The organism is Pseudomonas sp. NY5710, from assembly GCF_013305665.1.
GTDB classification, from domain to species: Bacteria; Pseudomonadota; Gammaproteobacteria; order Pseudomonadales; family Pseudomonadaceae; genus Aquipseudomonas; species Aquipseudomonas juntendi.
The window spans coordinates 4318918-4342222 of record NZ_CP045554.1; the positions used below are offsets into that span (position 1 = coordinate 4318918).

19 protein-coding genes are annotated in these 23305 nt (G+C 63.6%); 4 read left to right on the forward strand and 15 right to left on the reverse strand.

What is annotated here, in order from left to right; translation table 11 throughout:
- Nucleotides 1-325 precede the first annotated feature (325 nt).
- The 3 genes from GEV39_RS19920 to GEV39_RS19930 form a co-directional block, all read right to left on the reverse strand.
- Nucleotides 326-1570, reverse strand: a complete 1245-nt coding sequence (locus GEV39_RS19920) for an MFS transporter (protein WP_173890957.1) — start codon at nucleotides 1568-1570, stop codon at nucleotides 326-328.
- Nucleotides 1571-1696: 126 nt separating this feature from the next.
- On the reverse strand, nucleotides 1697-2539 hold the full coding sequence (locus tag GEV39_RS19925) for a mechanosensitive ion channel family protein (protein ID WP_173890958.1): 843 nt from the start codon (nucleotides 2537-2539) through the stop codon (nucleotides 1697-1699).
- Nucleotides 2540-2651: 112 nt separating this feature from the next.
- Nucleotides 2652-3137, reverse strand: coding sequence for a YajQ family cyclic di-GMP-binding protein (locus tag GEV39_RS19930; protein WP_054884610.1), 486 nt, complete (start codon nucleotides 3135-3137; stop codon nucleotides 2652-2654).
- A 100-nt stretch (nucleotides 3138-3237) separates the two neighbouring features.
- Here GEV39_RS19930 and GEV39_RS19935 point away from each other — a divergent pair, with 100 nt between their 5' ends.
- The 3 genes from GEV39_RS19935 to GEV39_RS19945 are packed head-to-tail and all read left to right on the forward strand — an operon-like array spanning nucleotide 3238 to nucleotide 6793.
- A complete protein-coding gene (locus GEV39_RS19935; protein ID WP_173890959.1) occupies nucleotides 3238-4155 on the forward strand; it encodes a putative 2-dehydropantoate 2-reductase in 918 nt (305 codons plus the stop codon).
- Nucleotides 4156-4194: 39 nt separating this feature from the next.
- The gene (locus tag GEV39_RS19940; protein WP_173890960.1) at nucleotides 4195-6225 is read left to right on the forward strand and encodes a sensor histidine kinase; all 2031 of its coding nucleotides are present in this window, start codon (nucleotides 4195-4197) and stop codon (nucleotides 6223-6225) included.
- 1 nt (nucleotide 6226) lies between these two features.
- Nucleotides 6227-6793, forward strand: coding sequence for a cob(I)yrinic acid a,c-diamide adenosyltransferase (locus GEV39_RS19945; RefSeq protein WP_173890961.1), 567 nt, complete (start codon nucleotides 6227-6229; stop codon nucleotides 6791-6793).
- A 48-nt stretch (nucleotides 6794-6841) separates the two neighbouring features.
- Here GEV39_RS19945 and GEV39_RS19950 read toward each other — a convergent pair whose 3' ends face one another.
- The 3 genes from GEV39_RS19950 to secA all read right to left on the reverse strand — a co-directional run bounded on the left by GEV39_RS19950 (nucleotide 6842) and on the right by secA (nucleotide 11955).
- The gene (locus GEV39_RS19950; RefSeq protein ID WP_173890962.1) at nucleotides 6842-7786 is read right to left on the reverse strand and encodes a Nudix family hydrolase; all 945 of its coding nucleotides are present in this window, start codon (nucleotides 7784-7786) and stop codon (nucleotides 6842-6844) included.
- Nucleotides 7787-7911: 125 nt separating this feature from the next.
- Nucleotides 7912-9129 carry a bifunctional glutamate N-acetyltransferase/amino-acid acetyltransferase ArgJ gene (gene argJ, locus GEV39_RS19955; RefSeq protein ID WP_173890963.1) on the reverse strand — a complete coding sequence of 406 codons (1218 nt, stop codon included), beginning with the start codon at nucleotides 9127-9129 and terminating at the stop codon, nucleotides 7912-7914.
- Between the two features lie 90 nt (nucleotides 9130-9219).
- Entirely contained in the window at nucleotides 9220-11955 is a 2736-nt protein-coding gene (gene secA / locus GEV39_RS19960) for a preprotein translocase subunit SecA (protein ID WP_173890964.1), read from the reverse strand.
- 389 nt (nucleotides 11956-12344) lie between these two features.
- Here secA and GEV39_RS19965 point away from each other — a divergent pair, with 389 nt between their 5' ends.
- Nucleotides 12345-12800: a DUF721 domain-containing protein gene (locus GEV39_RS19965; RefSeq protein ID WP_009684406.1), complete on the forward strand. Its 456-nt coding sequence runs from the start codon at nucleotides 12345-12347 to the stop codon at nucleotides 12798-12800.
- A 53-nt stretch (nucleotides 12801-12853) separates the two neighbouring features.
- On the opposite strand, the gene lpxC is transcribed toward GEV39_RS19965, so the two are convergent.
- The 9 genes from lpxC to murD all read right to left on the reverse strand — a co-directional run bounded on the left by lpxC (nucleotide 12854) and on the right by murD (nucleotide 23302).
- Nucleotides 12854-13765, reverse strand: a complete 912-nt coding sequence (gene lpxC / locus GEV39_RS19970; protein ID WP_003260771.1) for a UDP-3-O-acyl-N-acetylglucosamine deacetylase — start codon at nucleotides 13763-13765, stop codon at nucleotides 12854-12856.
- Between the two features lie 112 nt (nucleotides 13766-13877).
- Complete coding sequence (gene ftsZ, locus GEV39_RS19975) at nucleotides 13878-15074, reverse strand: cell division protein FtsZ (RefSeq protein WP_009684407.1); 1197 nt, start codon at nucleotides 15072-15074, stop codon at nucleotides 13878-13880.
- A gap of 55 nt (nucleotides 15075-15129) precedes the next feature.
- Nucleotides 15130-16392 (reverse strand): cell division protein FtsA, encoded by a 1263-nt coding sequence (gene ftsA / locus GEV39_RS19980; protein ID WP_054912891.1) that lies wholly within the window; start codon nucleotides 16390-16392, stop codon nucleotides 15130-15132.
- Nucleotides 16393-16406: 14 nt separating this feature from the next.
- A complete protein-coding gene (locus GEV39_RS19985) occupies nucleotides 16407-17276 on the reverse strand; it encodes a cell division protein FtsQ/DivIB (protein WP_173890965.1) in 870 nt (289 codons plus the stop codon).
- Between the two features lie 5 nt (nucleotides 17277-17281).
- On the reverse strand, nucleotides 17282-18238 hold the full coding sequence (locus GEV39_RS19990; protein ID WP_009684410.1) for a D-alanine--D-alanine ligase: 957 nt from the start codon (nucleotides 18236-18238) through the stop codon (nucleotides 17282-17284).
- Nucleotides 18235-19683, reverse strand: a complete 1449-nt coding sequence (gene murC, locus GEV39_RS19995; protein ID WP_029886559.1) for a UDP-N-acetylmuramate--L-alanine ligase — start codon at nucleotides 19681-19683, stop codon at nucleotides 18235-18237. Before murC ends, GEV39_RS19990 begins: the two co-directional genes overlap by 4 nt.
- On the reverse strand, nucleotides 19676-20755 hold the full coding sequence (murG, locus tag GEV39_RS20000; RefSeq protein ID WP_173890966.1) for an undecaprenyldiphospho-muramoylpentapeptide beta-N-acetylglucosaminyltransferase: 1080 nt from the start codon (nucleotides 20753-20755) through the stop codon (nucleotides 19676-19678). Before murG ends, murC begins: the two co-directional genes overlap by 8 nt.
- Nucleotides 20745-21956 carry a putative lipid II flippase FtsW gene (gene ftsW, locus GEV39_RS20005; protein ID WP_173891733.1) on the reverse strand — a complete coding sequence of 404 codons (1212 nt, stop codon included), beginning with the start codon at nucleotides 21954-21956 and terminating at the stop codon, nucleotides 20745-20747. The genes murG and ftsW overlap by 11 nt, the downstream gene beginning before the upstream one ends.
- Nucleotides 21956-23302, reverse strand: a complete 1347-nt coding sequence (gene murD / locus GEV39_RS20010; protein WP_173890967.1) for a UDP-N-acetylmuramoyl-L-alanine--D-glutamate ligase — start codon at nucleotides 23300-23302, stop codon at nucleotides 21956-21958. The genes ftsW and murD overlap by 1 nt, the downstream gene beginning before the upstream one ends.
- Nucleotides 23303-23305: the final 3 nt, after the last annotated feature.

Consider the following 23305-nt stretch of genomic DNA (forward strand, 5'->3'; position numbering starts at 1 on the left):
AGGCATTATGCGTCGCCGGTACCACCGTATTCGCGGGTAAACCCGCTCCTACATCGATCGATGATGCCGGCCCGGGCCCGCAGAACTACCGGCCACCCCAGCCCGTTGTAGGAGCGGGTTCACCCGCGAAAGGGCCGGGCCTGCTGGCCGAATTCTGCCGGGCATTGTGCGTTGCCGGTACCACCGTATTCGCGGGTGAACCCGCTCGATGAATTGTGCCGTCCCACCTCCGCAAGACTGCCGGCCACCCCCGCCCGTTGTAAGCGGCCCCGGCATTTACGACGACCGAGTCACAGATCGACAAGGCCGGCACAGGTACTGCAGATCAGTCAGCCACGGCCCCTTGCCCCGGCCGCCCGCCCACCACAAACCACAACGGCCACAGCGCCAACGCGCCCGCCAGCCCCGCCGCCAGTGCGAAATGCAGCAAGCTGGCACCGGCGCCGATCATTGCCAGCAATGCCCCACCGAGCCCCAACAGGGCGATGGTGATCATCCCCAGCATGGCCGAAACCAGGCCTTTGCTTTGCTCGCTGGAAAACAGCGTCATGCGGTACAGCACCGCATTGGCCACACCCAAGCCCAGTGCATACAACGACATGCCTGCCACCAGGCTGGTCACGGTCGGCCAATACCATGTCGCCAGCACCATCACGCTCAACCCTGCCAGGTACGGCCACAGGGCACCACGGACCAAGGCCGGCAGCGGGTAGCGGTCGGCAATACGGTTGATGATCAGGTTGCCCAGGATCAACCCACCAAACACCGGCAGCTGCCACAGCGCATATTCCAGGGTCGTCAGGCCCTCATCATGAATCAGCAATACCGGTGACAGGCCAATCCAGCCAATCAGTGGCAGCCCGACCAGCCCCAGGGCGGCGCTGCCCGCGACAAAGCGGCGGTTGCCGAGCAATTGGCCGTAGCCTGCCAGCAATGGCAGCAGGTGGATCGGCGTGAACGCCAGGCGCGAACCGTCGCGGCGCTCTACGCCCAGGGTTTCGGGCATGAGCCGGTACAGCAGCCCCCAGCACACCACGGCCCCCACGGCGAAAGCCACGAACAGCCAACGCCAGTCCAGCCACTGCAACAGCAAGGCCCCGACCAGCGGGCCCAGCAGCGGCGACAGCAGGGCGATGTTGGCCAGCAGCGCCATCATCCGCACGGCATCCGCCTCGCTGAATGCCTCGTTCAGCGCCGGGTAGCTGACCGTGACCACAAAGCCCAGGCCTATCCCCTGCAACAGGCGCAGCAGGTTGAACAGGCCAATATCATGGGCCCAGAAGGTCGCCAGGCAGGCCAGGCCGAAAAACGCGCAGCCGGCCAGCAGCAACGGGCGCCGACCATAGCGGTCTGCCAGCGGGCCGATCAGCCACTGCAGCACCACGCCACCGAGCAGGTACAGGTTGAGCGCATGGGGGATGTATTCAGGGCCGGCCTTCAGGTCGCCGACCACGACCGGCATAGCCGGCATCACCGCGTCACTGGCCAGGTAGGTCAGCAGTTCGAACAGGGCCAGGGTCAGGCCAAACAGCAAGGCCCGCAGGGGGGTGATGTACAGCAGTGGTTTCATGATGGCATATCAGGTGTGACAGGCAGGAGCAGGGTATATGCCAGAAATAGCAGGGGTTTGCTGTGAACAAGTGTAATCGGGGAGAAAAAAGCGGGGCCGCTGTGCAGCCCCGGCGCTGATGCGCTGTTACTGGGCGGCAGTTTCCTGCACCACCCGAATGACCCGCTGCGGGAACGGAATGTCGATACCTTCGGCCTTCAGGCGGTCACGTGCCTGCTCGTTGAGCATGAACATCACATCCCAGTAATCGGCGGTCTTGGTCCACAAGCGCAGTGACACGGTGATCGAGCTGTCACCCAGTGTCGAAACTACCGCTTGGGGTGCGGGGTCGGGCAGCACGCGAGGGTCCTGGGCCAGCTCCAGCAACACATTGCGGGCCTTCTGCAAATCGGCCTCGTAATCCACGCCCACATCGAACACTACCTTGCGCGTGGGCTGGCGGTTGGTGTTGGTGATGATGCCATTGGACAGGCTGCCGTTGGGCATGATCACCGTCTTGTTGTCGCCGGTGCGCAGCACGGTGTGGAAGATCTGGATGCTGTCGACAGTACCGGCAACGCCTTGCGCCTCGATCCAGTCGCCGATGCGAAACGGGCGGAACATCAGGATCAGCACGCCGCCAGCGAAGTTGGCCAGGCTACCCTGCAGCGCCAGGCCGATCGCCAGGCCGGCGGCACCGATAGCCGCGACGAACGAGGTGGTCTCGATGCCGATCATCGACGCCACGCTGACCAGCAGCAGTATCTTCAGCACGATGTTGGCCAGGGTGCTGATGAAGCCCTGCAACGCCAGGTCGGCATTGCGCAGGCCGACAAGCTTGCCCAGGCGGGCGCTGACCTTGTTGATGATCCACCAGCCGACCGCCAGGGTCACCAGCGCCAGCAGCACACGGCTGCCGTATTGCATGATCAAGGGGATCCAGGTTTGCGACTGGCGAACCAGCTGATCGACTTCAGCGTTCAAATCCATATTCATCTCCTGATGCCGAACGGCAAGTACACGGTAGAACAGGCCGCGCGCTCACGCGGCCCCGGCCCCCATGGACATCATTGAGCCATTGGGGTTCCTGGCCACACCCGCCTCAGTCGCGGAAGTTGTTGAACTGCAGCGGCATATCGAATTCCTTGGTGCGCAGCAAGGCAATGGCCTCCTGCAGGTCGTCGCGTTTCTTGCCGGTTACCCGCACCTGCTCACCCTGGATGGCGGCCTGCACTTTCAGCTTGCCGTCCTTGATGGTGGCGACGATCTTCTTGGCCAGGTCCTTGTCGATACCCTCGCGGAACTTGGCTTCCTGTTTCTTTTCCTTGCCGGACGCGTACGGGTCCTTGGTTTCCAGGCATTTCACATCGATCTTGCGCTTGACCAGCGCCAGGCGCAGGATTTCCAGCATGGCTTCGAGCTGGAACTCTTCCTCGGCGGTGAGTACCACGGTCTGCTCTTTGTCCTTGAACTCGAAGGAGCCCTTGCCTTTGAGGTCGTAACGGCGGTCCAGGTCCTTGATGGCGTTGTCGACCGCGTTCTGCACTTCGTGCTTGTCCAGTTCCGATACCACGTCGAACGAAGGCATGGTTGTTCTCCCAAAATAAAAGCGCGCTCAGGCTGAAGATGGAGCGCGCTGGGTTTGACGGTTAAAATGCGGGCTCATTATAACGGGTTGCGAAACGCATATGAGCAGCACCTGGCATATTCTCGGCGCCGGCAGCCTCGGCAGCCTGTGGGCCTGCCGCCTGGCACGCACGGGCAAGGCAGTGCGCCTTGTGCTGCGCGATCGGCAACGGCTGCAGGCCTATGAACAGGCCGGCGGCCTGACGTTGTTCGAGCAAGAACAGGCCCGGCACTACGCCATACCCGCCGAAACCGCCCAGGCTGACGGGCCGATCCATCGCCTGCTGGTGGCCTGCAAGGCCTACGACGCCGCACCGGCGATTGCCGGCCTGGCACCACGCCTGGCCGAGGGCGCAGACGTGCTACTGCTACAGAACGGCCTGGGCAGCCAGGACGAGGTGGCCGACCTGCTGCCACAGGCGCGCTGCGTTTTCGCCTCCAGCACCGAAGGCGCCTTCCGCGAAGGCGACTGGCAGGTGCGTTTTGCCGGGCATGGCTTCAACTGGCTGGGCGACCCGCGCAACCCGGCGCTGCCGGCCTGGTTCGATGACCTGCGCGAAGCAGGCATCCCTGCCGAATGGACGGTGGACATCCTCACCCGCCTGTGGCGCAAGCTGGCCCTCAACTGCGCGATCAACCCGCTGACCGTGCTGCACGCTTGCCAGAACGGCGGCTTGCTGGGCCACCTGGCGGAAGTACATGGCCTGTGCGCCGAACTGGCCTCACTGCTGCGCCGCTGTGGCCAGCCGCAAGCGGCCGAGGGCCTGGACGAAGAAGTGCAACGGGTGATCGGGGCCACCGCCGCCAACTACTCTTCCATGTACCAGGACGTGCACGCAGGCCGACGCACAGAGGTGCATTACCTGCTCGGCCATGCCTGCCGGGTTGCCGAGCGGCACGGCCTGCAGCTGCCGCAACTGGAACACCTGCTGCAACGCCTGGTCGAACACCTGCGCTTACGTGGCTTGCCCTGCGACTGACGCAGCCCTAATTACCTGGATACGGACACTGCCTAGCCCATGACCTTGCGCCATCGCCTGGAAAACCTCCCGGTCGGGCAGAAGCTGCTGGCGGCCCTGCTGGTGTTGCTGGTGACCATCCTGCTGGTGGCCAACCTCACCTTCATCAGTGCGGCCTACTGGATCACCCAGGAGAGCATGGCACCCCAGGCCCTGCAGACCATCGGCCGGCTGGTGGCCAACCCGCAGCTGGCCGAGCGCGCGGGCGACACGCCGGACACCGCCAGTGCCCTGCTCAAGGAGCTGGACAGCTACACCCCGCTGCGCGCGGCAGCCGTGTACGGGGGTGACGGTCGCATGCTGGCGCAACTCCAGCATGGCGACCCGCTGACCCTGCCCAAGCGCTTTCGCAACATCGACGGCTGGCGCCTGATGGAGTTTCGCAGCACCCAACTGATCCGCATCCCGCGTGACGCCAACCCGCCAGCCCACCTGTTGCTGGTGGCCAGCAGCGAGCTGCCCACCGCGTTCTACACCGGCACGCTCAGTGCCAGCCTGGCTATCCTGGTGTTCAGCATCCTGCTGTGGATCTTCATTGCCCGCCAGATCAAACGCCTGATCACCCAACCGATCAACCAGCTTGAAGAACTCAGCCGCCAGGTCACCCGCGAAGAGAGCTACGCCCTACGCGCCCGGCGTGGCAACGACGATGAGATCGGCAGCCTGGCCGACGCCTTCAACACCATGCTTTCGCGTATCGAAGCCCGTGAGCAGCAACTCAAACGCGCCCGTGACGAGTTCCAGGATGCCTATGACCAGGCCCAAGGCCTGGCCGAGGAAACCCGCCATACCAACCGCAAGCTGGAACTGGAAGTGCAGGTGCGCAGCAAAATCGAGAAAAAACTCACCGGTTTCCAGAACTACCTCAACAGCATCATCGACTCGATGCCTTCGGCATTGATCGCCCTGGACGAACAGCTCTATGTCACCCAGTGGAATCACGAAGCCACGGTCCTCTCCGGCACGCCTTTGCATGAGGCGCTGAACCAACCAGTGTTCATCGCCTTCGAGCCCCTGAAGCCATTCCTGCCGCAACTCAAGGAAACCGTGGAAAAGCACCGGGTGGCCAAGATCGAGCGGGTCACATGGCCCAAGGGCGACGAACTGCGCCATTACGCCTTGACCTTCTACCCGCTCACCGGCGGCGGCGGGCGCGGCGTGGTGATCCGCATCGACGACATCACCCAGCGCCTGTCGCTGGAAGAAATGATGGTCCAGTCGGAAAAAATGCTCTCGGTAGGCGGCCTGGCGGCGGGCATGGCTCACGAAATCAACAACCCGCTGGGCGCCATCCTGCACAACGTACAGAACATCCGCCGACGCCTGTCGGCAGACCTGCCCCGCAACCAGGAACAGGCCAGCGAGCTTGGCCTCGACCTGGCCATGATCAACCGCTACCTGGCCAGCCGCGAAGTGCCGCAACTGCTCGACGGCATTCAGCAGGCCGGGGCCCGCGCCGCGAAGATCGTCACCCACATGCTCAGTTTCAGTCGGCGCAGCAACCGACAGCTGGAGCCTTGCGAGCTGCCGGCGCTGATCGACCAGGCGGTGGAAATTGCCGGCAACGATTTCGACCTGGCGATCGGTTTCGACTTCAAGGGGCAGGCCATCGTGCGGCAGTTCGACCCTGAACTGGGGCCCGTGCCGTGCACTGCCAACGAACTGGAACAGGTACTGTTGAACCTGTTGAAGAACGCCGCCCAGGCCATCCACCTGCGCCCGCAACCGAGCGAGCCGGGGCGGATCACCCTGCGCACCCGGCTGAACCCGCCCTGGGCGGAGATCCAGGTCGAGGACAATGGCGTCGGCATGCCAGAGGCCGTGCGCAAGCGCACCTTCGAGCCGTTCTTCACCACCAAGGAAATCGGCCAGGGCACCGGGCTGGGCCTGTCGGTTTCGTACTTCATCATCACCAACAACCACAAGGGGCAGATGGAGGTGCACTCCACGCCTGGCCAGGGTACGTGCTTCACCCTGCGCCTGCCCCTCGGCCAGCCGGCAGCAGCGGCGCCGACCTTACCGGAGCAATGACATGGGCAACCGCCTATCGAAAATCTACACCCGTACCGGCGACCAGGGCGAAACCGGCCTGGGCGACGGCCGGCGGGTGCCGAAGAGCCATCCGCGCATAGAAGCCATTGGCGAGGTAGACAGCCTCAACAGCCAGCTAGGCGTGCTTTTGGCAGGCTTGGCCGAGCAAGGCCTGGAGGAGCTCACTACGGTGCTTGCGCCGTGTCAGCACCGCTTGTTCGACCTGGGTGGCGAGCTGGCCATGCCCAGCTACCAAGCCTTGAACCAGGCAGAGGTGGAGCGCCTGGAGGCCGTCATCGATGTGTGGAACGAAGAGCTGGGGCCGCTGAAGAACTTCATCCTGCCCAGTGGTTCGATGCTGGTGGCGCAGGCCCATGTGTGCCGCAGCCTGGCGCGCAGCGCCGAGCGGCGCTGCCAGCAATTGCATGCGCTGGAACCACTGGGAGGGGTAGGTCTGGCGTACATCAACCGCCTGTCCGACCTGCTGTTCGTGGCAGCGCGGATCATCGGGCGGCGACAGGGGGTGGCCGAGGTGTTGTGGCAGCCTGCTGAAAAGCCGCAGGGCTGACAGGTTCGGGGCGGCCGGCGCGGTGTCGCGAAGGGCCGCCCCAATGGCTCAGGCCTCGGGCCAGAATGCCCGGATGCCGGCCACGCCCTGGGCCCCGGCCTCCCAGGCCCGCTCCCGATCACCCGGCCCTACCCCGCCCAGCAAATACACCGGCTTGCTGAACCCGGCAAGCAAACGTCGAGCTTCGTCCCAGCCCAACGGCGCGGCCTCGGGGTGGGTCTGGGTTGCCTGGACTGGCGACAGGGTGACGAAGTCGACGCCCATCTGCTCGGCCAGCGCCAGCTCTTCGGCGCTGTGGCAGGAAGCCGCCAACCAACGCTCGCGGGGAAACGGCCGACCTTTGGCGGCGTACTTGCGTAACTGCGCCGCGGTCAGGTGCCAGCCGGCCGAAGGGAAATCGCCCAGCCATTCCAGCGGCCCCTTGAGCATCAACTGCGCCTTGCCCGCACACAGCCCAGCCGCATCCACCGCCACGTCGCGGTACTTGGGGTCGTACATGTCCGGGGCGCGCAACTGAATCAGGCGAATGCCACTGGCAACCGCCTTCTGTATGCCCTTGAGCAGTTGCGGCACTTCCAGGCCATCAGGGGTGATCAGGTACTGGTCCGGCAGGCGCGCGGCAGCCACGATCGGCTGGTTGGCCTCGGGAAATTCGTACTGCGGCAAGTCGCGCGGGGCAACCCACGCCAGCGGCTGACCCTCGGCGCCATGCGGTTCGCCGGTAAATGCCTGCACTTCGCGCACGTCCAGCAACACCTGCTTGTCCGGGTAGTCGTGGCTGACCTTGATCAGCGCACGCGAACGGCTTACCTCGATACCCAGCTCTTCGCGCAGCTCGCGGGCCAGTGCCACATCCACGCTTTCACCGGCTTCGACCTTGCCGCCGGGAAACTCCCACAGGCCACCCTGGTGCTGGGTGGCGGCCCGCCGCGCGATCAGAATGCGGCCATCGGCGCCACGAATGACCGCTGCTACAACATGAATCCGTTTCACACTTCACGCTCCGCCAGGCCAGCCTGCAACAAGGCGCACAACGTGTCGCCGAAGTTCAGGTGATCGCTCATGGTTCGTCTCCTGCTTCTGGAATTGTGGGGCCGTTGCCCGACCCCAGCACTGGATCAGGTACGGTATTCGGCGTTGATCTTCACGTACTCGTGCGACAGGTCGGTGGTCCAGATGGTTTCGCTGCACTGGCCACGGCCCAGTTCGATACGGATCGTGATCTCTTCCTGGGCCATCACAGCCGAGCCCTGGGCTTCGGTGTAGCTGGGGCTGCGGCCGCCCTGGCTGGCGATGCACACGTTGTCCAGGTAGACGTCGATCAGGTTCACGTCCAGATCCGGCACACCGGCACGGCCCACCGCGGCGAGAATACGGCCCCAGTTCGGGTCCGACGCGAACAGTGCGGTCTTGATCAGCGGTGAGTGGGCCACTGCGTAACCGACGTCCAGGCATTCCTGGTGGTTGCCACCGCCGTTGACCTGCACGGTCACGAACTTGGTCGCACCTTCGCCGTCACGCACGATGGCCTGGGCCACGTCCATGCACACTTCGAACACAGCTTTTTTCAGGGCCTCGAACAGCGCACCACTGGCTTCGGTGACCTCTGGCAGGTTGGCCTTGCCGGTGGCAATCAGCATGCAGCAATCGTTGGTCGAGGTGTCGCCATCGATGGTGATGCGGTTGAACGACTTGTTGGCGCCGTCCAGCATCAGGTCCTTGAGCACCGCCGGGGCAACCTTGGCGTCGGTGGCGATGTAGCCAAGCATGGTGGCCATGTTCGGGCGGATCATGCCGGCCCCCTTGCTGATACCGGTCACGGTCACGGTCACGCCATCGTGCTGGAACTGGCGGCTGGCGCCCTTGGGCAAGGTATCGGTGGTCATGATGCCGGTGGCCGCTTCGGCCCAGTTGTTCTCCGACAGGTTATCGAGGGCGGCCTGCAGCGCGCCTTCGATCTTTTCGACCGGCAGTGGCTCGCCGATCACACCGGTGGAGAACGGCAGTACCGATTCGGCGGGTACGCCGGCCAGTTCGGCCAGCTTGGCGCAGGTGCGTTCGGCGGCTGCCAGCCCTGGGGCGCCGGTACCGGCGTTGGCATTACCGGTGTTGGTCAACAGGTAGCGCACGGTGCCCTGAACACGCTGCTTGGAGAGGATCACCGGTGCCGCGCAGAAAGCGTTGAGGGTGAACACGCCCGCCACGCTGGAGCCTTCGGCGCAGCGCATGACCACCACATCCTTGCGCCCAGGGCGCTTGATGCCGGCAGAAGCGATGCCGAGTTCAAAACCCGCAACCGGGTGCAGGGTGGGCAAAGGACCAAGACCAACAGCCATTAGAGCGCTCCTAGAAAATTCGGTGGATGTACAAAAAACGGGGCCGCAAAGCGGCCCCAGGATGTATCAGGTTACAACACCCAGGTCAGATCATTCGATCTGCCCGTGGCAATGCTTGAACTTCTTGCCTGAACCACACCAGCACGGCTCATTGCGGCCCAGCTTCTGCTCGTTGCGCACCGGCGCCGAGGCAACGGCCACTTCTGCGCCCTCCTCGCTCAGTTGCTCGCCTTCCAGGCCAGGGGCAGGGGCGTGCTCGAACTGCATGCGGCTGGCCAGTTCCTCGGCCTCGCGGCGCAAGCGGGCTTCCTCTTCGACCGGGTCTTCGCGGCGTACCTGTACGTGCGACAGCACGCGGATGGTATCGCGCTTGATCGACTCCAGCAGCTCCTGGAACAGGCTGAACGACTCGCGCTTGTATTCCTGCTTCGGGTTCTTTTGCGCATAGCCACGCAGGTGGATACCGTGGCGCAGGTGGTCCATGGTCGACAGGTGGTCTTTCCACAGGTCGTCCAGCACACGCAGCAGAATTTGCTTCTCGAAGGTACGCAGAGCCTCGAGGCCGGCCTGGTCTTCTTTCTCGGTGTAGGCCGTGGTGATCTCGTTCAGCAGCTTCTCGCGCAGCGTTTCCTCGTAGAGGTGGTCGTCTTCGTCGAGCCACTGCTGGATCGGCAGCTTGATGGCGAAGTCGCTGGCCAGCGATGCCTCCAGGCCGGCCACGTCCCACTGCTCGGGCAGCGACTGCGGCGGAATATGCTGGCTGATGGTAGCGTCCAGGACTTCCTTGCGGAATTCGACGATGGTGTCACCGATGTTCTCGGCCGCCAGCAGGCTGTTGCGCATGTGGTAGATCACCTTGCGCTGCTCGTTGGCCACGTCGTCGTATTCAAGCAACTGTTTGCGGATGTCGAAGTTGCGGCCTTCGACCTTGCGCTGTGCCTTCTCGATGGCATTGGTGACCATGCGGTGCTCGATGGCCTCGCCCGCCTGCATGCCCAGGGCTTTCATGAAGTTCTTCACCCGGTCAGAGGCGAAGATACGCATCAGGCTGTCTTCCAGCGACAGGTAGAAGCGGCTGGAGCCCGGGTCGCCCTGACGGCCGGAACGGCCGCGCAACTGGTTGTCGATACGGCGCGACTCGTGGCGTTCGGAGGCGATCACGTGCAGGCCACCGGCCTCGATCACCTGCTGGTGACGCTTCTGCCAGTCGGCCTTGATCTGGGCGATCTGCTCGGCGGTCGGGTTTTCCAGGGCTGCCACTTCGGCTTCCCAGTTACCGCCCAGCAGGATGTCGGTACCACGGCCGGCCATGTTGGTGGCGATGGTCAGGGCGCCCGGCGCACCGGCCTGGGCGATGATTTCGGCCTCTTTCTCGTGGTACTTGGCGTTCAGTACCTTGTGGTCGATACCTTCTTTCTTCAGCAGGTTCGACATGTGTTCGGACGTTTCGATGGTCGCGGTACCGACCAGAATCGGCCGGCCCTGCTTCATGCTTTCCTTGATGTCGGCAATGATCGCGGCGTACTTCTCGTCGGCGGTCAGGTACACCAGGTCGTTGAAGTCCTTGCGCGCCAGCGGCTTGTTCGGCGGAATGACCATCACGTTCAGCGCGTAGATCGACTGGAACTCGAACGCTTCGGTGTCGGCGGTACCGGTCATGCCGGACAGCTTGGTGTACAGGCGGAAGTAGTTCTGGAAGGTGGTCGAGGCCAGGGTCTGGCTCTCGGCCTGGATGTTCAGGTTTTCCTTGGCCTCGATGGCCTGGTGCAGGCCTTCGGACAAGCGCCGGCCCGGCATGGTCCGGCCGGTGTGCTCGTCGATCAGCAGTACCTGGCCGTCCTGGACGATGTACTCGACGTTGCGGTGGAACAGCTTGTGCGCGCGCAGGCCGGCATACACGTGGGTCAGCAGGCCCAGGTTATGCGCCGAGTACAGGCTCTCGCCTTCGGCCAGCAACCCGGCCTGGGTCAGCATCTCTTCGATGAACTGGTGACCGGCCTCGTTGAGCTCGACCTGGCGGCTCTTCTCGTCGATGGTGAAGTGGCCTTCCTGGGTGACCTGGCCTTCGACTTCTTCGATGTGCTGGGTCAGGCGCGGGATCAGGCGGTTGATCTCGATGTACAGCTTGGAGCTGTCTTCGGCCTGGCCGGAAATGATCAGCGGGGTGCGCGCTTCGTCGATGAGAATGGAGTCCACTTCGTCGATCACGGCGAAGTTCAGTTCACGCTGGAACTTCTCGTCCTGGCTGAAGGCCATGTTGTCGCGCAGGTAGTCGAAACCGAATTCGTTGTTGGTGCCGTAGGTGATGTCGGCCGCATAGGCGGCACGCTTTTCTTCCGGCGGCTGGAAGGCCGATACGATACCGACCGACAGGCCGAGGAACTCGTACAGCGGGCGCATCCAGTTGGCGTCGCGGCGGGCCAGGTAGTCGTTGACGGTAACCACATGCACGCCCTTGCCGGACAATGCGTTGAGGTACACGGCCAGGGTACCCACCAAGGTCTTGCCTTCACCGGTACGCATTTCTGCGATCATGCCTTCGTGCAGGGTCATGCCGCCAATCAACTGAACGTCGAAGTGGCGCATGCCCATCACGCGCTTGCCGGCCTCGCGGGCCACGGCAAAGGCTTCGGGCAACAATTGGTCCAGTGTCTCGCCTTTGGCCAGGCGCTCCTTGAACTCTGCAGTCTTGCCCCGCAGTTGCTCGTCGGAGAGGGCCACCATCTTCTCTTCGAAGGCATTGACGATACTCACCGTCTTGAGCATGCGTTTTACTTCACGCTCGTTCTTGCTTCCAAAAAGTTTTTTTAACAAAGGCGCAAACATATCGGCAGGATCTTCCACACGTAGGGATGGAGGGCGGCCCCATGAGTCGCCCGTGCAGCCCTGAGGCCGCATGCGAACGAGCATTCTACCCGGAAACGATGGTGAGGAAAGTGGTGGATTTCCACGATGCTATTACAGCGTTTTGGCAGGGGCTTGTCTTAGATAGGGGTATTTTCCCTGAGTTCAAGGTTTGGCAACATGAAAGGTATCGAGAACCAGTCTTATCTTGCGTCGCCTGTGCTGGCCTCTTCGCGGGCACGCCCGCTCCCACAGGGACCCCACAATACTCAGGCCTGGAGTAATCCTGTGGGAGCGGGCGGGCCCGCGAAGAGGCCAGCACAGGTTATACAGGTGTTAAACTGCCCATCTTGAACCTCATGCGTACCCCCATGGCCTACAAACCCTCCCCCGCCCAGCCCCCCTCGGCGCTGCTACGCCAGGTGCGCCCGCTGCGCCTGCTGCTGAACCAGGCCGAACGCCTGGAGCACCTGCAGCGCCTGCTGGAAAGCCAGCTGCAGCCGGCTGCCCGCGAGCATTGCCACGTGGCCTCATGGCGCGATGGCACCTTGTTGCTGGTGGTTACCGATGGCCATTGGGCTACCCGCCTGCGCTACCAGCAGAAGCGCCTGCTGGCGGCGTTGCAGGCCATGGAGGCCTTTGGCAACCTCCGGCGCATACTCTACAAGGTGCAGCCGCCCCTGGTACCGGCCAAACGCGGCGGGCATGCTGCCGAGCTGTCCACCAGCGCCGCGGCAAGCCTGCGTGACACCGCCGAGGGCATCGCCGACCCCAAGCTGCGCGCAGCACTGGAGCGCTTGGCCGCCCACGCTGGCGACAAGCAATAAAAAAGGCCACCCGAAGGTGGCCTTGATTACAACACTAGAGAGAGTGTTCGAACTTACACGGCCGCAACAGGGCGCATGTACGAGATCGGTGCCGTGCTGGCATCTTCGAACGTAACCACTTCCCAGGCATCGGTTTCGGCGATCAGCTTGCGCAACAGCTGGTTGTTCAGCGCGTGGCCGGACTTGTAGCCCTTGAACTCGCCGATCAGGCTGTTGCCCAGCAGGTAGAGGTCGCCAATGGCGTCGAGGATCTTGTGCTTGACGAATTCGTCATCGGAACGAAGGCCGTCTTCGTTGAGCACACCCGTCTCGTCGACCACGATGGCATTCTCGACACTGCCACCCAACGCAAGGTTGTGCTTGCGCAGGTACTCGATGTCACGCATGAAACCGAACGTGCGGGCGCGGCTGACTTCCTTCACGAACGAGGTGCTGGAGAAGTCGACAACCGCGCTCTGGGTCTGGCCCTTGAGGACCGGGTGATCGAAGTCGATCTCGAAGCTCACCTTGAAACCGTCGAAAGGCAGGAAAGTGGCGCGCTTGTCGCCCTCTTCCACAGTCACCTCACGCAGGATGCGGATGAACTTCTTGGCTGCGTCCTGTTCTTCCAGGCCGGCAGACTGAATCAGGAATACGAAGGGTCCGGCGCTGCCATCCATGATCGGCACTTCCGAGGCGGAGAGCTCGACGTAGGCGTTATCGATGCCCAGGCCCGCCATGGCGGAGAGCAGGTGCTCGACCGTATCGACCTTGACGTCACCGTTGACCAGCGTCGTCGACATGGTGGTCTCGCCGACGTTGGCCGCACGCGCAGGGATCTCGACCACAGGGTCGAGGTCGGCGCGGCGGAAGACGATGCCGGTGTCAACAGGTGCAGGCTTGAGGGTCAGGTAAACCTTCTCCCCGGAGTGCAGGCCGACACCTGTGGCACGGATGGTATTCTTCAGGGTGCGTTGTTTAATCATGGCATTGGCCGCTTCAGCGCAAATTGCGAACAGGTATCAACAAAGGCTGGGGATGATAACAGACCCAACCTTTGATGAATACCAATCACCTTTATACCCCTGATAAATTCCATTAATCAGCCTGACGACGCAGGAATGCTGGGATATCCAGGTAATCCAGGTCATCCTGAGGGTTCATTTTCGCGGCTGCCGCAGCACCGGCGTGGGCCTGGTTGCGCATCACGGTCGGGCGCTCCAGGTCACGGTAGTTCACGGCTGGCTGCTCCTGACGAACTGGCGCCGGGTTGGACGCTTCGTACGCTTGCTGGGCAGTCTGCAGGGTGTTGTCGACCACTTTCACAGGCTTCTCGATACGCGCGCCCAGGCCAGTGGCCACAACGGTCACGTGCAGTTCGTCACGCATGTCCGGATCGATCACGGTGCCGACCTTGACCATGGCGTGGTCAGAGGCGAAGGCTTCGATGATGCTACCCACGTCGGAGTATTCACCTAGCGACAGGTCCGGGCCGGCGGTGATGTTCACCAGGATGCCGCGGGCGCCCTGCAGGTTGACATCTTCCAGCAGCGGGTTGCGGATGGCTGCCTCGGTGGCTTCGCGTGCGCGGTTCGGGCCGCTGGCGCAACCAGTACCCATCATCGCCATGCCCATCTCACCCATGACGGTGCGCACGTCGGCAAAGTCGACGTTGATCATGCCCGGGCGCTTGATGATGTCGGAGATACCGCGCACGGCACCGGCCAGTACATCGTCGGCCTTGGCGAAGGCGGACAGCAGGCTGGCATCCTTGCCCAGGATGGTCAGCAGTTTCTCGTTGGGGATGGTGATCAACGAGTCGACGCTTTCAGCCAGCATGCGGATGCCTTCATCGGCGATCTGCATGCGCTTGCGGCCCTCGAACGGGAACGGACGGGTCACCACGGCTACGGTGAGGATGCCCATTTCCTTGGCCACTTCGGCAATGATCGGTGCAGCACCGGTACCGGTACCGCCGCCCATGCCAGTGGTGATGAACACCATGTTGGTGCCTTGCAGCACTTCGGCGATGCGCTCACGGTCTTCCAGTGCGGCCTGACGGCCGACTTCCGGATTGGCGCCAGCACCCAGGCCCTTGGTCACGCCAGTGCCCAATTGCAGGATGGTGCGTGCACCAATGTTTTTCAGCGCCTGAGCATCGGTGTTGGCGCAGATGAACTCCACACCTTCGATGCTGCTCTTGACCATGTGGTTGACGGCGTTGCCGCCACCACCACCAACGCCGATCACCTTGATGACCGGGCTTTGCGGGACGTTGTCTACGAGCTCGAACATTTTCCCTCTCCTTACAGTTCTCTAGTTGTTGCGCCTACCACTACTGCTTTGAAACTTAGAAGTTGCCCTGTACCCAGCGCTTGAAGCGTTCAAGCACTGGGGCCTTCGGTTCATCGCCATAGCTGTTGCTGCTGCTGTTGCTGCTGCCGGTCAGGACCATGTCCTCGGACTGCTTGAGCAGGCCGTAGGTGAGCAAGCCCACGCCGGTGGAATAGATGGGGTTGCGAACCACGTCGCTCAGGCCCCGAACGCTGTGCGGTACGCCCAGGCGAACCGGCATGTGGAAGATTTCCTCGGCCAGTTCAACGGCGCCTTCCATCTTCGCGGTACCGCCGGTGAGGACGATGCCCGCTGGCACCAGGTCCTCGTACCCGCTGCGGCGCAGTTCGGCCTGGATCAAGGTGAAGAGCTCGTCGTAACGCGGCTCCACCACCTCGGCCAGGGCCTGACGCGACAGCTCGCGCGGTGGGCGGTCGCCCACGCTCGGCACCTTGATGGTCTCGCCAGCGCCCGCCAGTTTGGCCAGGGCGCAGGCGTAGCGGATCTTGATTTCTTCGGCGTACTGGGTAGGGGTACGCAGGGCCATGGCGATATCGTTGGTCACCTGGTCGCCTGCAATCGGAATGACCGCGGTGTGGCGGATCGCGCCTTCGGTGAAGATGGCGATGTCGGTGGTGCCGCCACCGATGTCGACCAGGCACACGCCCAGTTCCTTTTCATCGTCGGTGAGCACCGAATAGGCCGAAGCCAACTGCTCGAGGATGATGTCGTCGATTTCCAGGCCGCAGCGGCGCACGCACTTTTCGATGTTCTGTGCCGCGTTGACCGCGCAGGTCACCACGTGCACCTTGGCTTCCAGACGCACGCCCGACATGCCCAGCGGCTCGCGGACGCCTTCCTGGTTGTCGATCACGTAGTCCTGCGGCAGGGTGTGCAGCACGCGTTGGTCGGCCGGAATGGCCACCGCCTGGGCCGCGTCCAGTACCCGCTCCAGGTCGGCCAGGCTGACCTCGCGGTCACGGATGGCGACGATACCGTGGGAGTTCAGGCTGCGAATGTGGTTACCGGCAACGCCCACGAATGCCGAGTGGATACGGCAGCCGGCCATCAGCTGCGCTTCTTCGACGGCGCGCTGGATCGATTGCACGGTCGACTCGATGTTCACCACCACGCCTTTTTTCAGGCCGCGGGACGGGTGTGTGCCGATACCGACGATTTCCAGGGTGCCGTCTTCGCCCACTTCGCCGACCAGCGCCACCACCTTGGAGGTGCCAATGTCCAGCCCGACGATCATTTTGCCGCTATGCGCGTTTGCCATGGTCCTGCCTCTCTCTAATTCTTCGCAACGGCGGGTTGGGCCGTCGTCGGTGCAATCGGTTCCCGCCAACCAACGGCAAGTCCGTTGGAATAACGCAGATCAATGCGGGCGATAGTGCTGATCTGGTCTTTGAGTGTCTTGTCGTAAATGGCAATGAAACGGCGCATCTTCTCCACCAGATGGTCGCGCCCCAGCAGCAGCTCGATGCCCGGCCCGGCGCTGCTCGCGCCAGTGGTCAAGAACCAGCTGCCTCGCTCGCGCAGCTCCAGGCGAGCGATGGAAAAGCCCAAGGGGCGCAGCATCTGGCTCAATACCTGATACTGCTGCATGACTTGTTGCTGGGCACGCTGCGGCCCGGCAAGCTGCGGCAGGTGCTCATAGTTGGCCAGCTCACGCGGGGTGAATGCCTGGCCCTGGTTGTTGAGCAAGGCTTCGTCGCCCCAGCGCGCCACCGGCAGCTGTTCTTCCAGGCGGATCACCACCTCGTCAGGCCACACCCGACGCACTTCGGCGTGGGCGATCCAGGGCATCTGTTCGAGCTCCGTACGCATCGCCGGCAGGTCGACACTGAAGAAGCTCGCGGCCACGTAAGGGGCGATGCGTTGCTGCACCGACTGCTGGCTGATGTAGGTGAGGTCGCCCTGCACATCGATCTTGGCGATGGGCCGGTCGGCATAAGGCATCAGGCGGATGGCCCCTTCGTAGGCACCGAAGCCTGCTGCCACCAGCAACACCGGCCACAGCAGGCGCTTCAGGCCACCCAGGCTGGGCCGCGGCAGGCGCGCCGATACGGGCTCGTCGGCCACCAGCCTGCTGGCACCACGCGGCACCGGCTTGCTACGGCCGGTTACGGGTTGCTGCTGACGTATCATTGCGCCTTGCATGATGGTTAACCTCGCGTTGCCACGCTTTCGGCCAGGATTGCCAGCACCAGTTGCTGGAAGTCCAGGCCAGCCGCGCGGGCCGCCATGGGCACCAGGCTATGATCGGTCATGCCGGGTGCGGTGTTTACTTCGAGCAGCCAGAACCGGCCTTGCTCGTCCTGCATTACGTCCAGCCGCCCCCAGCCCTCGATGCCAACGGCATCACAGGCACGGGCGGTCAGGTCGATCAGTTCCTGTTCCTTGGCGCTATCCAGGCCGCACGGAATGCGGTACTGGGTATCGTTGGCGATGTACTTGGCGTCGTAGTCGTAGAACACGTGCGGTGTACCCAAGGCGATCGGCGGCAGCACCTGGCCGCGCAGCACCGCAATGGTGAACTCCGGGCCGTGGATCCACTGCTCCACCAGTACCTGGGAATCGTACTGGGCAGCGTCTTGCCAGGCGGCGATCAGTTCCTCGGCGCTGTTCACCTTGGCCATGCCGATGCTAGAGCCTTCATGGGCGGGTTTGACGATCAGCGGGAAGCCCAGTTCCGTACTGGCCTGCAAACAATCGCTTTCACTCGCCAGCACCGCGTGGCGCGGGGTAGGAATGCCCAGGCTCTGCCACACCTGCTTGGTACGCAGCTTGTCCATGGCCAGGGCCGAAGCGAGGATGCCGCTACCGGTATAAGGGATGCCCAGGCACTCCAGCAGCCCCTGCATGCTGCCATCCTCACCGCCACGGCCGTGGAGGATGATGAAGGCGCGGTCGATCTTCTCGTTCTGCAGGCGGTCGAGCAGGTCGTCACCGACGTCGATGGCAACGACGTCGACACCGGCGCTGGTCAACGCATCGATCACGGCGGCGCCAGACTTGAGCGACACTTCGCGCTCGGCACTCTTGCCGCCGTACAGCACGGCAACGCGGCCAAACGCTTTCACGTCCAGGGTAGAGTGCAGCTTGTCGTAGGCGCTGGTCATTTCGACTTCTCCTGCTTGGCGCCAGCGAACAGCGGGCTTTTCATCAGTTGCGGGGCCAGGCCGCCAACGTCACCGGCACCCTGGCAGAGCAGGATGTCGCCAGCGCGCAGCAACGGCTTGACCAGTGGCGCCAGCTCGGCGCCGCGTTCGATGTAGATCGGGTCGAGCTTGCCGCGCTGGCGAATGCTGTGGCACAGCTGCCGGCTGTCGGCGCCGGGGATGGGCTCTTCGCCAGCCGGGTACACCTCCATCAGCAGCAGCACGTTGGCATCGCCCAGCACCTGAACGAAATCGTCGTACAGGTCGCGGGTGCGGCTATAGCGGTGCGGCTGGTAGACGATCACCAGGCGGCGGCTTGGCCAGCCACCGCGCACAGCCTTGATCACCGCGGCCACTTCGGTCGGGTGGTGGCCGTAGTCATCGACGAGCATCACGCTGCCGTCTTCGACCGGCAGCTCGCCGTAGACCTGGAAGCGACGGCCGACACCCTGGAAGCCGGACAGACCCTGCACGATGGCTTCGTCAGTGATGCCTTCGTCAGTGGCAATGGCGATGGTGGCCAGGGCATTGAGCACGTTGTGGTTGCCCGGCATGTTCACCGACACGTCCAGCGGCTCGCAGTCGCGGCGCAGCACGGTGAAATGGGTCTGCATACCCTGCTGGCGCACGTTGATGGCGCGGATGTCGGCCTCTTCGCTGAAACCGTAGGTCACGGTCGGGCGCTTCACCTGCGGCAGAATCTCGCGCACCACCGGGTCGTCCAGGCACATCACCGCCAGGCCGTAGAACGGCAGGTTGTGCAGGAACTCGACGAAGGTTTTCTTCAGTTTGTTGAAGTCGCCTTCATAGGTCGCCATGTGGTCGGCGTCGATGTTGGTGACCACAGCCACCATCGGCTGCAGGTGCAGGAAGCTGGCATCGCTTTCATCGGCTTCGGCGATCAGATAACGGCTGGTGCCCAGCTGGGCATTGGTGCCGGCCGCAGTCAGGCGACCACCGATGACGAAAGTCGGGTCCAGACCGCCGGCGGCGAATACCGAGGCCAGCAGGCTGGTGGTGGTGGTCTTGCCGTGTGTACCGGCGACTGCCACACCGTGGCGGTAGCGCATCAGCTCGGCGAGCATCTCGGCACGCGGTACCACCGGGATACGCCGCTCGAGGGCGGTGGCCACTTCCGGGTTGGCCGGGTTGATGGCGCTGGAAACCACCAGCACATCGGCAGTGGCAGCGTTCTCGGCACGGTGGCCGACGAAGATCTCGGCACCGAATGACTCCAGGCGCTCGGTGACCGGGGAGGCCTTCAGGTCGGAACCGGACACTTCATAGCCCAGGTTCAGCAACACTTCGGCAATGCCGCACATGCCCACGCCGCCGATACCGACGAAGTGAATGCGACGGATACGACCCATTTTCGGCTGGGGCATGGCTTTCTGGCTCTCAACCATGAGCCACCTCCAGGCAGATATCGACCACGGTGCTGGTTGCTGCAGGTTTGGCCAGGCGCCGTGCGGTACCTGCCATGACATTGAGTTTCTCGGGTTGCATCAGCACCTCGTTCAGGCGTTCAGCGAGCTGCGCTGCGCCAGTTGTCGCTTGTGGCATCAGGAAGGCAGCACCTTCGCGAGCCAGATATTGGGCGTTATGGGTCTGGTGATCGTCGATTGCGTGAGGCAACGGCACCAGCACCGAAGGCAGGCCTGCCGCCGCCAGCTCGCTGACGGTCAGCGCCCCCGCCCGACACACCACCATGTCGGCCCAGCCATAGGCTTGGGCCATGTCCTTGATGAAAGGCTCGACCTGAGCCTCGACGCCGGCCTCGTGATAACGCTCGGCGGTGACCTGCGCGTGTTGCTTGCCGGCCTGGTGAAACACCTCGGGCCGCAGGGCAGCAGGCACTTCGGACAGGGCCTTAGGCAACAATTTGTTCAATGGTTCCGCCCCCAGGCTGCCGCCCAGCACCAACAGCCGTGCCCGGCGTTCGGCCAAGGGCGCGCGTGGCGCATCCAGGAACAGCTCGGGGCGCACCGGGTTGCCGGTGGTGCGGCGCTTGTCGCTGGCCTCGAAGGTGTTCGGAAACGCCTCGCAAACCCGCGCAGACAGCGGCACCAGCAAGCGGTTGGCGGTACCGGCGCGGGCGTTCTGCTCATGGATCACCAGCGGCACACCACACAGCCGCGCAGCCACGCCGCCGGGGCCGGTCACATAACCGCCAAAGCCCAGCACGCATACCGGCTTGAGCTGGCGAATGATCCGCCTTGCCTGGAGAACGGCCTTGATCAGGGTCAAGGGTGCCTTGAGCAACGACAGCTTGCCTTTGCCGCGCAGGCCGCTGACCTGGATCAGGTGCAGGGGCACGCCGGCCTGGGGCACCAGTTCATTCTCGATACCGCGCGGGGTACCCAGCCAGTGCACGCTGTACCCGCGCGCCTGGAACTCACGGGCACAGGCCAGCGCCGGGAACACATGGCCGCCGGTACCGCCGGCCATGATCAGTACGTTCTTGCCGTCAGCGGCCATGACTGGTCTCCTCGGCAAAATCGCTTTCGCTGAACTCGTGCTCCTCGCTGCCCAGGTGCGTACGGCTTTCCCACTCGATACGCAACAACAAGCCCACGCAAGCACAACAGATGACCAGCGAGCTGCCCCCGTAGCTGAGGAACGGCAAGGTCAGGCCTTTGGTCGGCAGCAAGCCGACATTCACCCCGATGTTGATCAGGAACTGGCCGATCCACAGGAAGGCCAGGCCGAACGCCATGTACGCGGCAAAGAACTGCTTGGCCTTCTCCGCCCACAGGCCGATGTACAGGGCGCGGACGGTCACGAACACGAACAGGGCGATGGTCACCAGCGAGCCGACCACCCCCAGCTCTTCGGCCAATACCGAGAACACGAAGTCGGTGTGCGCTTCAGGCAGGTAGAACTGCTTCTGCACACTGTTGCCCAGGCCAACGCCCAGCCACTCGCCGCGGCCGAACGCGATCAACGCCTGGGTCAACTGGTAACCGGAGCCGAACTGGTCGGACCATGGGTCGGTAAAGGTGATCAGGCGCGCCATGCGGTAAGGCTGCGCCTGCACCAGAACGAACACCGCCAACACTGCCAGCACCACCATCAGGCTGAAGCGGAACAGCCCGACACCGCCAAGGAACAACATGGCCGCGGCCGCGCCCATCATCACCACGGTGGCGCCGAAGTCCGGTTCCATCAGCAGCAGCGCAGCCATCGGCAGCAACACGATGAAAGGTTTGAAGAAGCCCATCCACGTCTCGCGGACTTCAGTCTGGCGGCGCACCAGGTACCCGGCCAGGTAGACCACCACGAACACCTTGGCGATTTCCGAAGGCTGCACATTGAAGAAGCTGAAGCCGATCCAGCGCATGGAGCCGTTCACTTCGCGGCCGATCCCCGGCACCAGCACCAGCACCAGCAAGCCGAAGGCGCCCAGCAACATGAGGAAGCCCATGCGCTGCCAGGTGGCGATCGGGATCATCAGGGTTGCGCCACAGGCCACCACACCGAGGAGCACGTACACCAGATGGCGGAACATGTGGTAGAGCGGATTGCCCGACTGCACTGCAGCCACTTCCGAGGAGGCCGAGGTGATCATCACCAGGCCCAGACCGAGCAAGGCCAGGCAGCCGGCCAGCATCGCGAAGTCGAGGTCGATGCCACGGCCGCTGATCAGCGGCGACGGATAGGGTTTGAGCACACCGAAGATCATGCCAGGGCCCCCGCTGCCTGGGCGAACAGCCGCCCGCGTTCCTCGAAGTTCCTGAACATGTCAAGGCTGGCGCAGGCTGGCGACAACAGTACGGCATCGCCGGCCCGGGCCAGGTCGGCGCACTGTTGCACGGCGTCGTCGAGGGTTTTTACCCGCACCAGCGGCACGTCATCACCCAAGGCTTGGGCAAGGCGCTCGGCATCACGGCCCAGCAACACCACGGCGCGGCAAAAACGCTTGACCGGTTCACGCAGGGCACCAAACTCGGCGCCTTTGCCGTCGCCACCGGCGATCAACACCAGCTTGCCCTCGATATCGGCCCCCAGGCCTTCGATGGCGGCCAGGGCAGCACCGACATTGGTGGCCTTGGAATCGTCGTACCAGTTCACGCCGTTGCGCTCGCGCACCCACTGGCAACGGTGGGCCAGGCCAGCGAATTCGCGCAGCGCCTCGAGCATCGGCTCGAACGGCAAGCCGGCAGCATGGCCCAAGGCCAACGCAGCCAGTGCATTGCTCTGGTTATGAGCGCCGCGAATCTTCAGCTCGCGCACCGGCAGCAATGCCTGGAATTCGAACGCCAGGTATTTCTCGCCATCCACTTCGCGCAGGCCGAAGGCCTTGAAGTCTGGTTGGTTGAGGCCGAAGGACCAGCAAGGGCGGCCCTCTACCGGCAGGGGCCGGCTCAGGGCGTCCTGGCGGTTCACGACCACCTGCCTGGCACCGCGGAAGATGCGGTGCTTGGCCAGGTGATAGGCCGGCAGGCCGCTGTAGCGGTCCATGTGGTCTTCGCTGATGTTCAGCACGCTGGCCACTTCGGCATTGAGCTGGTCGGTGGTTTCCAGCTGGAAGCTCGACAGCTCCAGCACGTACAACTCGACGTCATCGGCCAGCAGGTCCAGTGCCGGGGTTCCCAGGTTACCGCCCACGGCCACGCGCTTGCCGGCCTTGGCTGCCATTTCACCCACCAGCGTGGTCACGGTGCTCTTGGCGTTGGAACCGCTGATGGCGATGATCGGCGCCTTGGCATGGCGGGCGAACAGTTCGATATCCCCCGACAGTTGCACGCCCCGCGCAGCGGCCTGCTGCAGGGCCGGGGTAGCCAGGGCCAGGCCAGGGCTTACGTACAGTTCGTTGGCGCGGCACAGGAAGTCTACGTCCAGTTCACCACAACGCACTTCCACCTGCGGGTAATCACGGCGCAGGGTGTCCAGTTCCGGCGGTTGCTCGCGGGTGTCGGCGACCGCAAAGGCAATGCCCCGGCTCGCCAGGAAGCGAACCAGGGACATGCCGCTCTTGCCGAGGCCGACAACGATGCGGAATTGGTCGGAAGCGATCAAAGACACGCT

What these genes read in the sequence shown, in the direction of transcription:
- GEV39_RS19920 (WP_173890957.1), bottom strand. Translation starts at nt 1,570, where the DNA reads ATGAAACCACTGCTGTACATCACCCCCCTGCGGGCCTTGCTGTTTGGC.
- GEV39_RS19925 (WP_173890958.1), bottom strand. Translation starts at nt 2,539, where the DNA reads ATGGATTTGAACGCTGAAGTCGATCAGCTGGTTCGCCAGTCGCAAACC.
- GEV39_RS19930 (WP_054884610.1), bottom strand. Translation starts at nt 3,137, where the DNA reads ATGCCTTCGTTCGACGTGGTATCGGAACTGGACAAGCACGAAGTGCAG.
- GEV39_RS19935 (WP_173890959.1), top strand. Translation starts at nt 3,238, where the DNA reads ATGAGCAGCACCTGGCATATTCTCGGCGCCGGCAGCCTCGGCAGCCTG.
- GEV39_RS19940 (WP_173890960.1), top strand. Translation starts at nt 4,195, where the DNA reads ATGACCTTGCGCCATCGCCTGGAAAACCTCCCGGTCGGGCAGAAGCTG.
- GEV39_RS19945 (WP_173890961.1), top strand. Translation starts at nt 6,227, where the DNA reads ATGGGCAACCGCCTATCGAAAATCTACACCCGTACCGGCGACCAGGGC.
- argJ (WP_173890963.1), bottom strand. Translation starts at nt 9,129, where the DNA reads ATGGCTGTTGGTCTTGGTCCTTTGCCCACCCTGCACCCGGTTGCGGGT.
- secA (WP_173890964.1), bottom strand. Translation starts at nt 11,955, where the DNA reads ATGTTTGCGCCTTTGTTAAAAAAACTTTTTGGAAGCAAGAACGAGCGT.
- GEV39_RS19965 (WP_009684406.1), top strand. Translation starts at nt 12,345, where the DNA reads ATGGCCTACAAACCCTCCCCCGCCCAGCCCCCCTCGGCGCTGCTACGC.
- lpxC (WP_003260771.1), bottom strand. Translation starts at nt 13,765, where the DNA reads ATGATTAAACAACGCACCCTGAAGAATACCATCCGTGCCACAGGTGTC.
- ftsZ (WP_009684407.1), bottom strand. Translation starts at nt 15,074, where the DNA reads ATGTTCGAGCTCGTAGACAACGTCCCGCAAAGCCCGGTCATCAAGGTG.
- ftsA (WP_054912891.1), bottom strand. Translation starts at nt 16,392, where the DNA reads ATGGCAAACGCGCATAGCGGCAAAATGATCGTCGGGCTGGACATTGGC.
- GEV39_RS19985 (WP_173890965.1), bottom strand. Translation starts at nt 17,276, where the DNA reads ATGCAAGGCGCAATGATACGTCAGCAGCAACCCGTAACCGGCCGTAGC.
- GEV39_RS19990 (WP_009684410.1), bottom strand. Translation starts at nt 18,238, where the DNA reads ATGACCAGCGCCTACGACAAGCTGCACTCTACCCTGGACGTGAAAGCG.
- murC (WP_029886559.1), bottom strand. Translation starts at nt 19,683, where the DNA reads ATGGTTGAGAGCCAGAAAGCCATGCCCCAGCCGAAAATGGGTCGTATC.
- murG (WP_173890966.1), bottom strand. Translation starts at nt 20,755, where the DNA reads ATGGCCGCTGACGGCAAGAACGTACTGATCATGGCCGGCGGTACCGGC.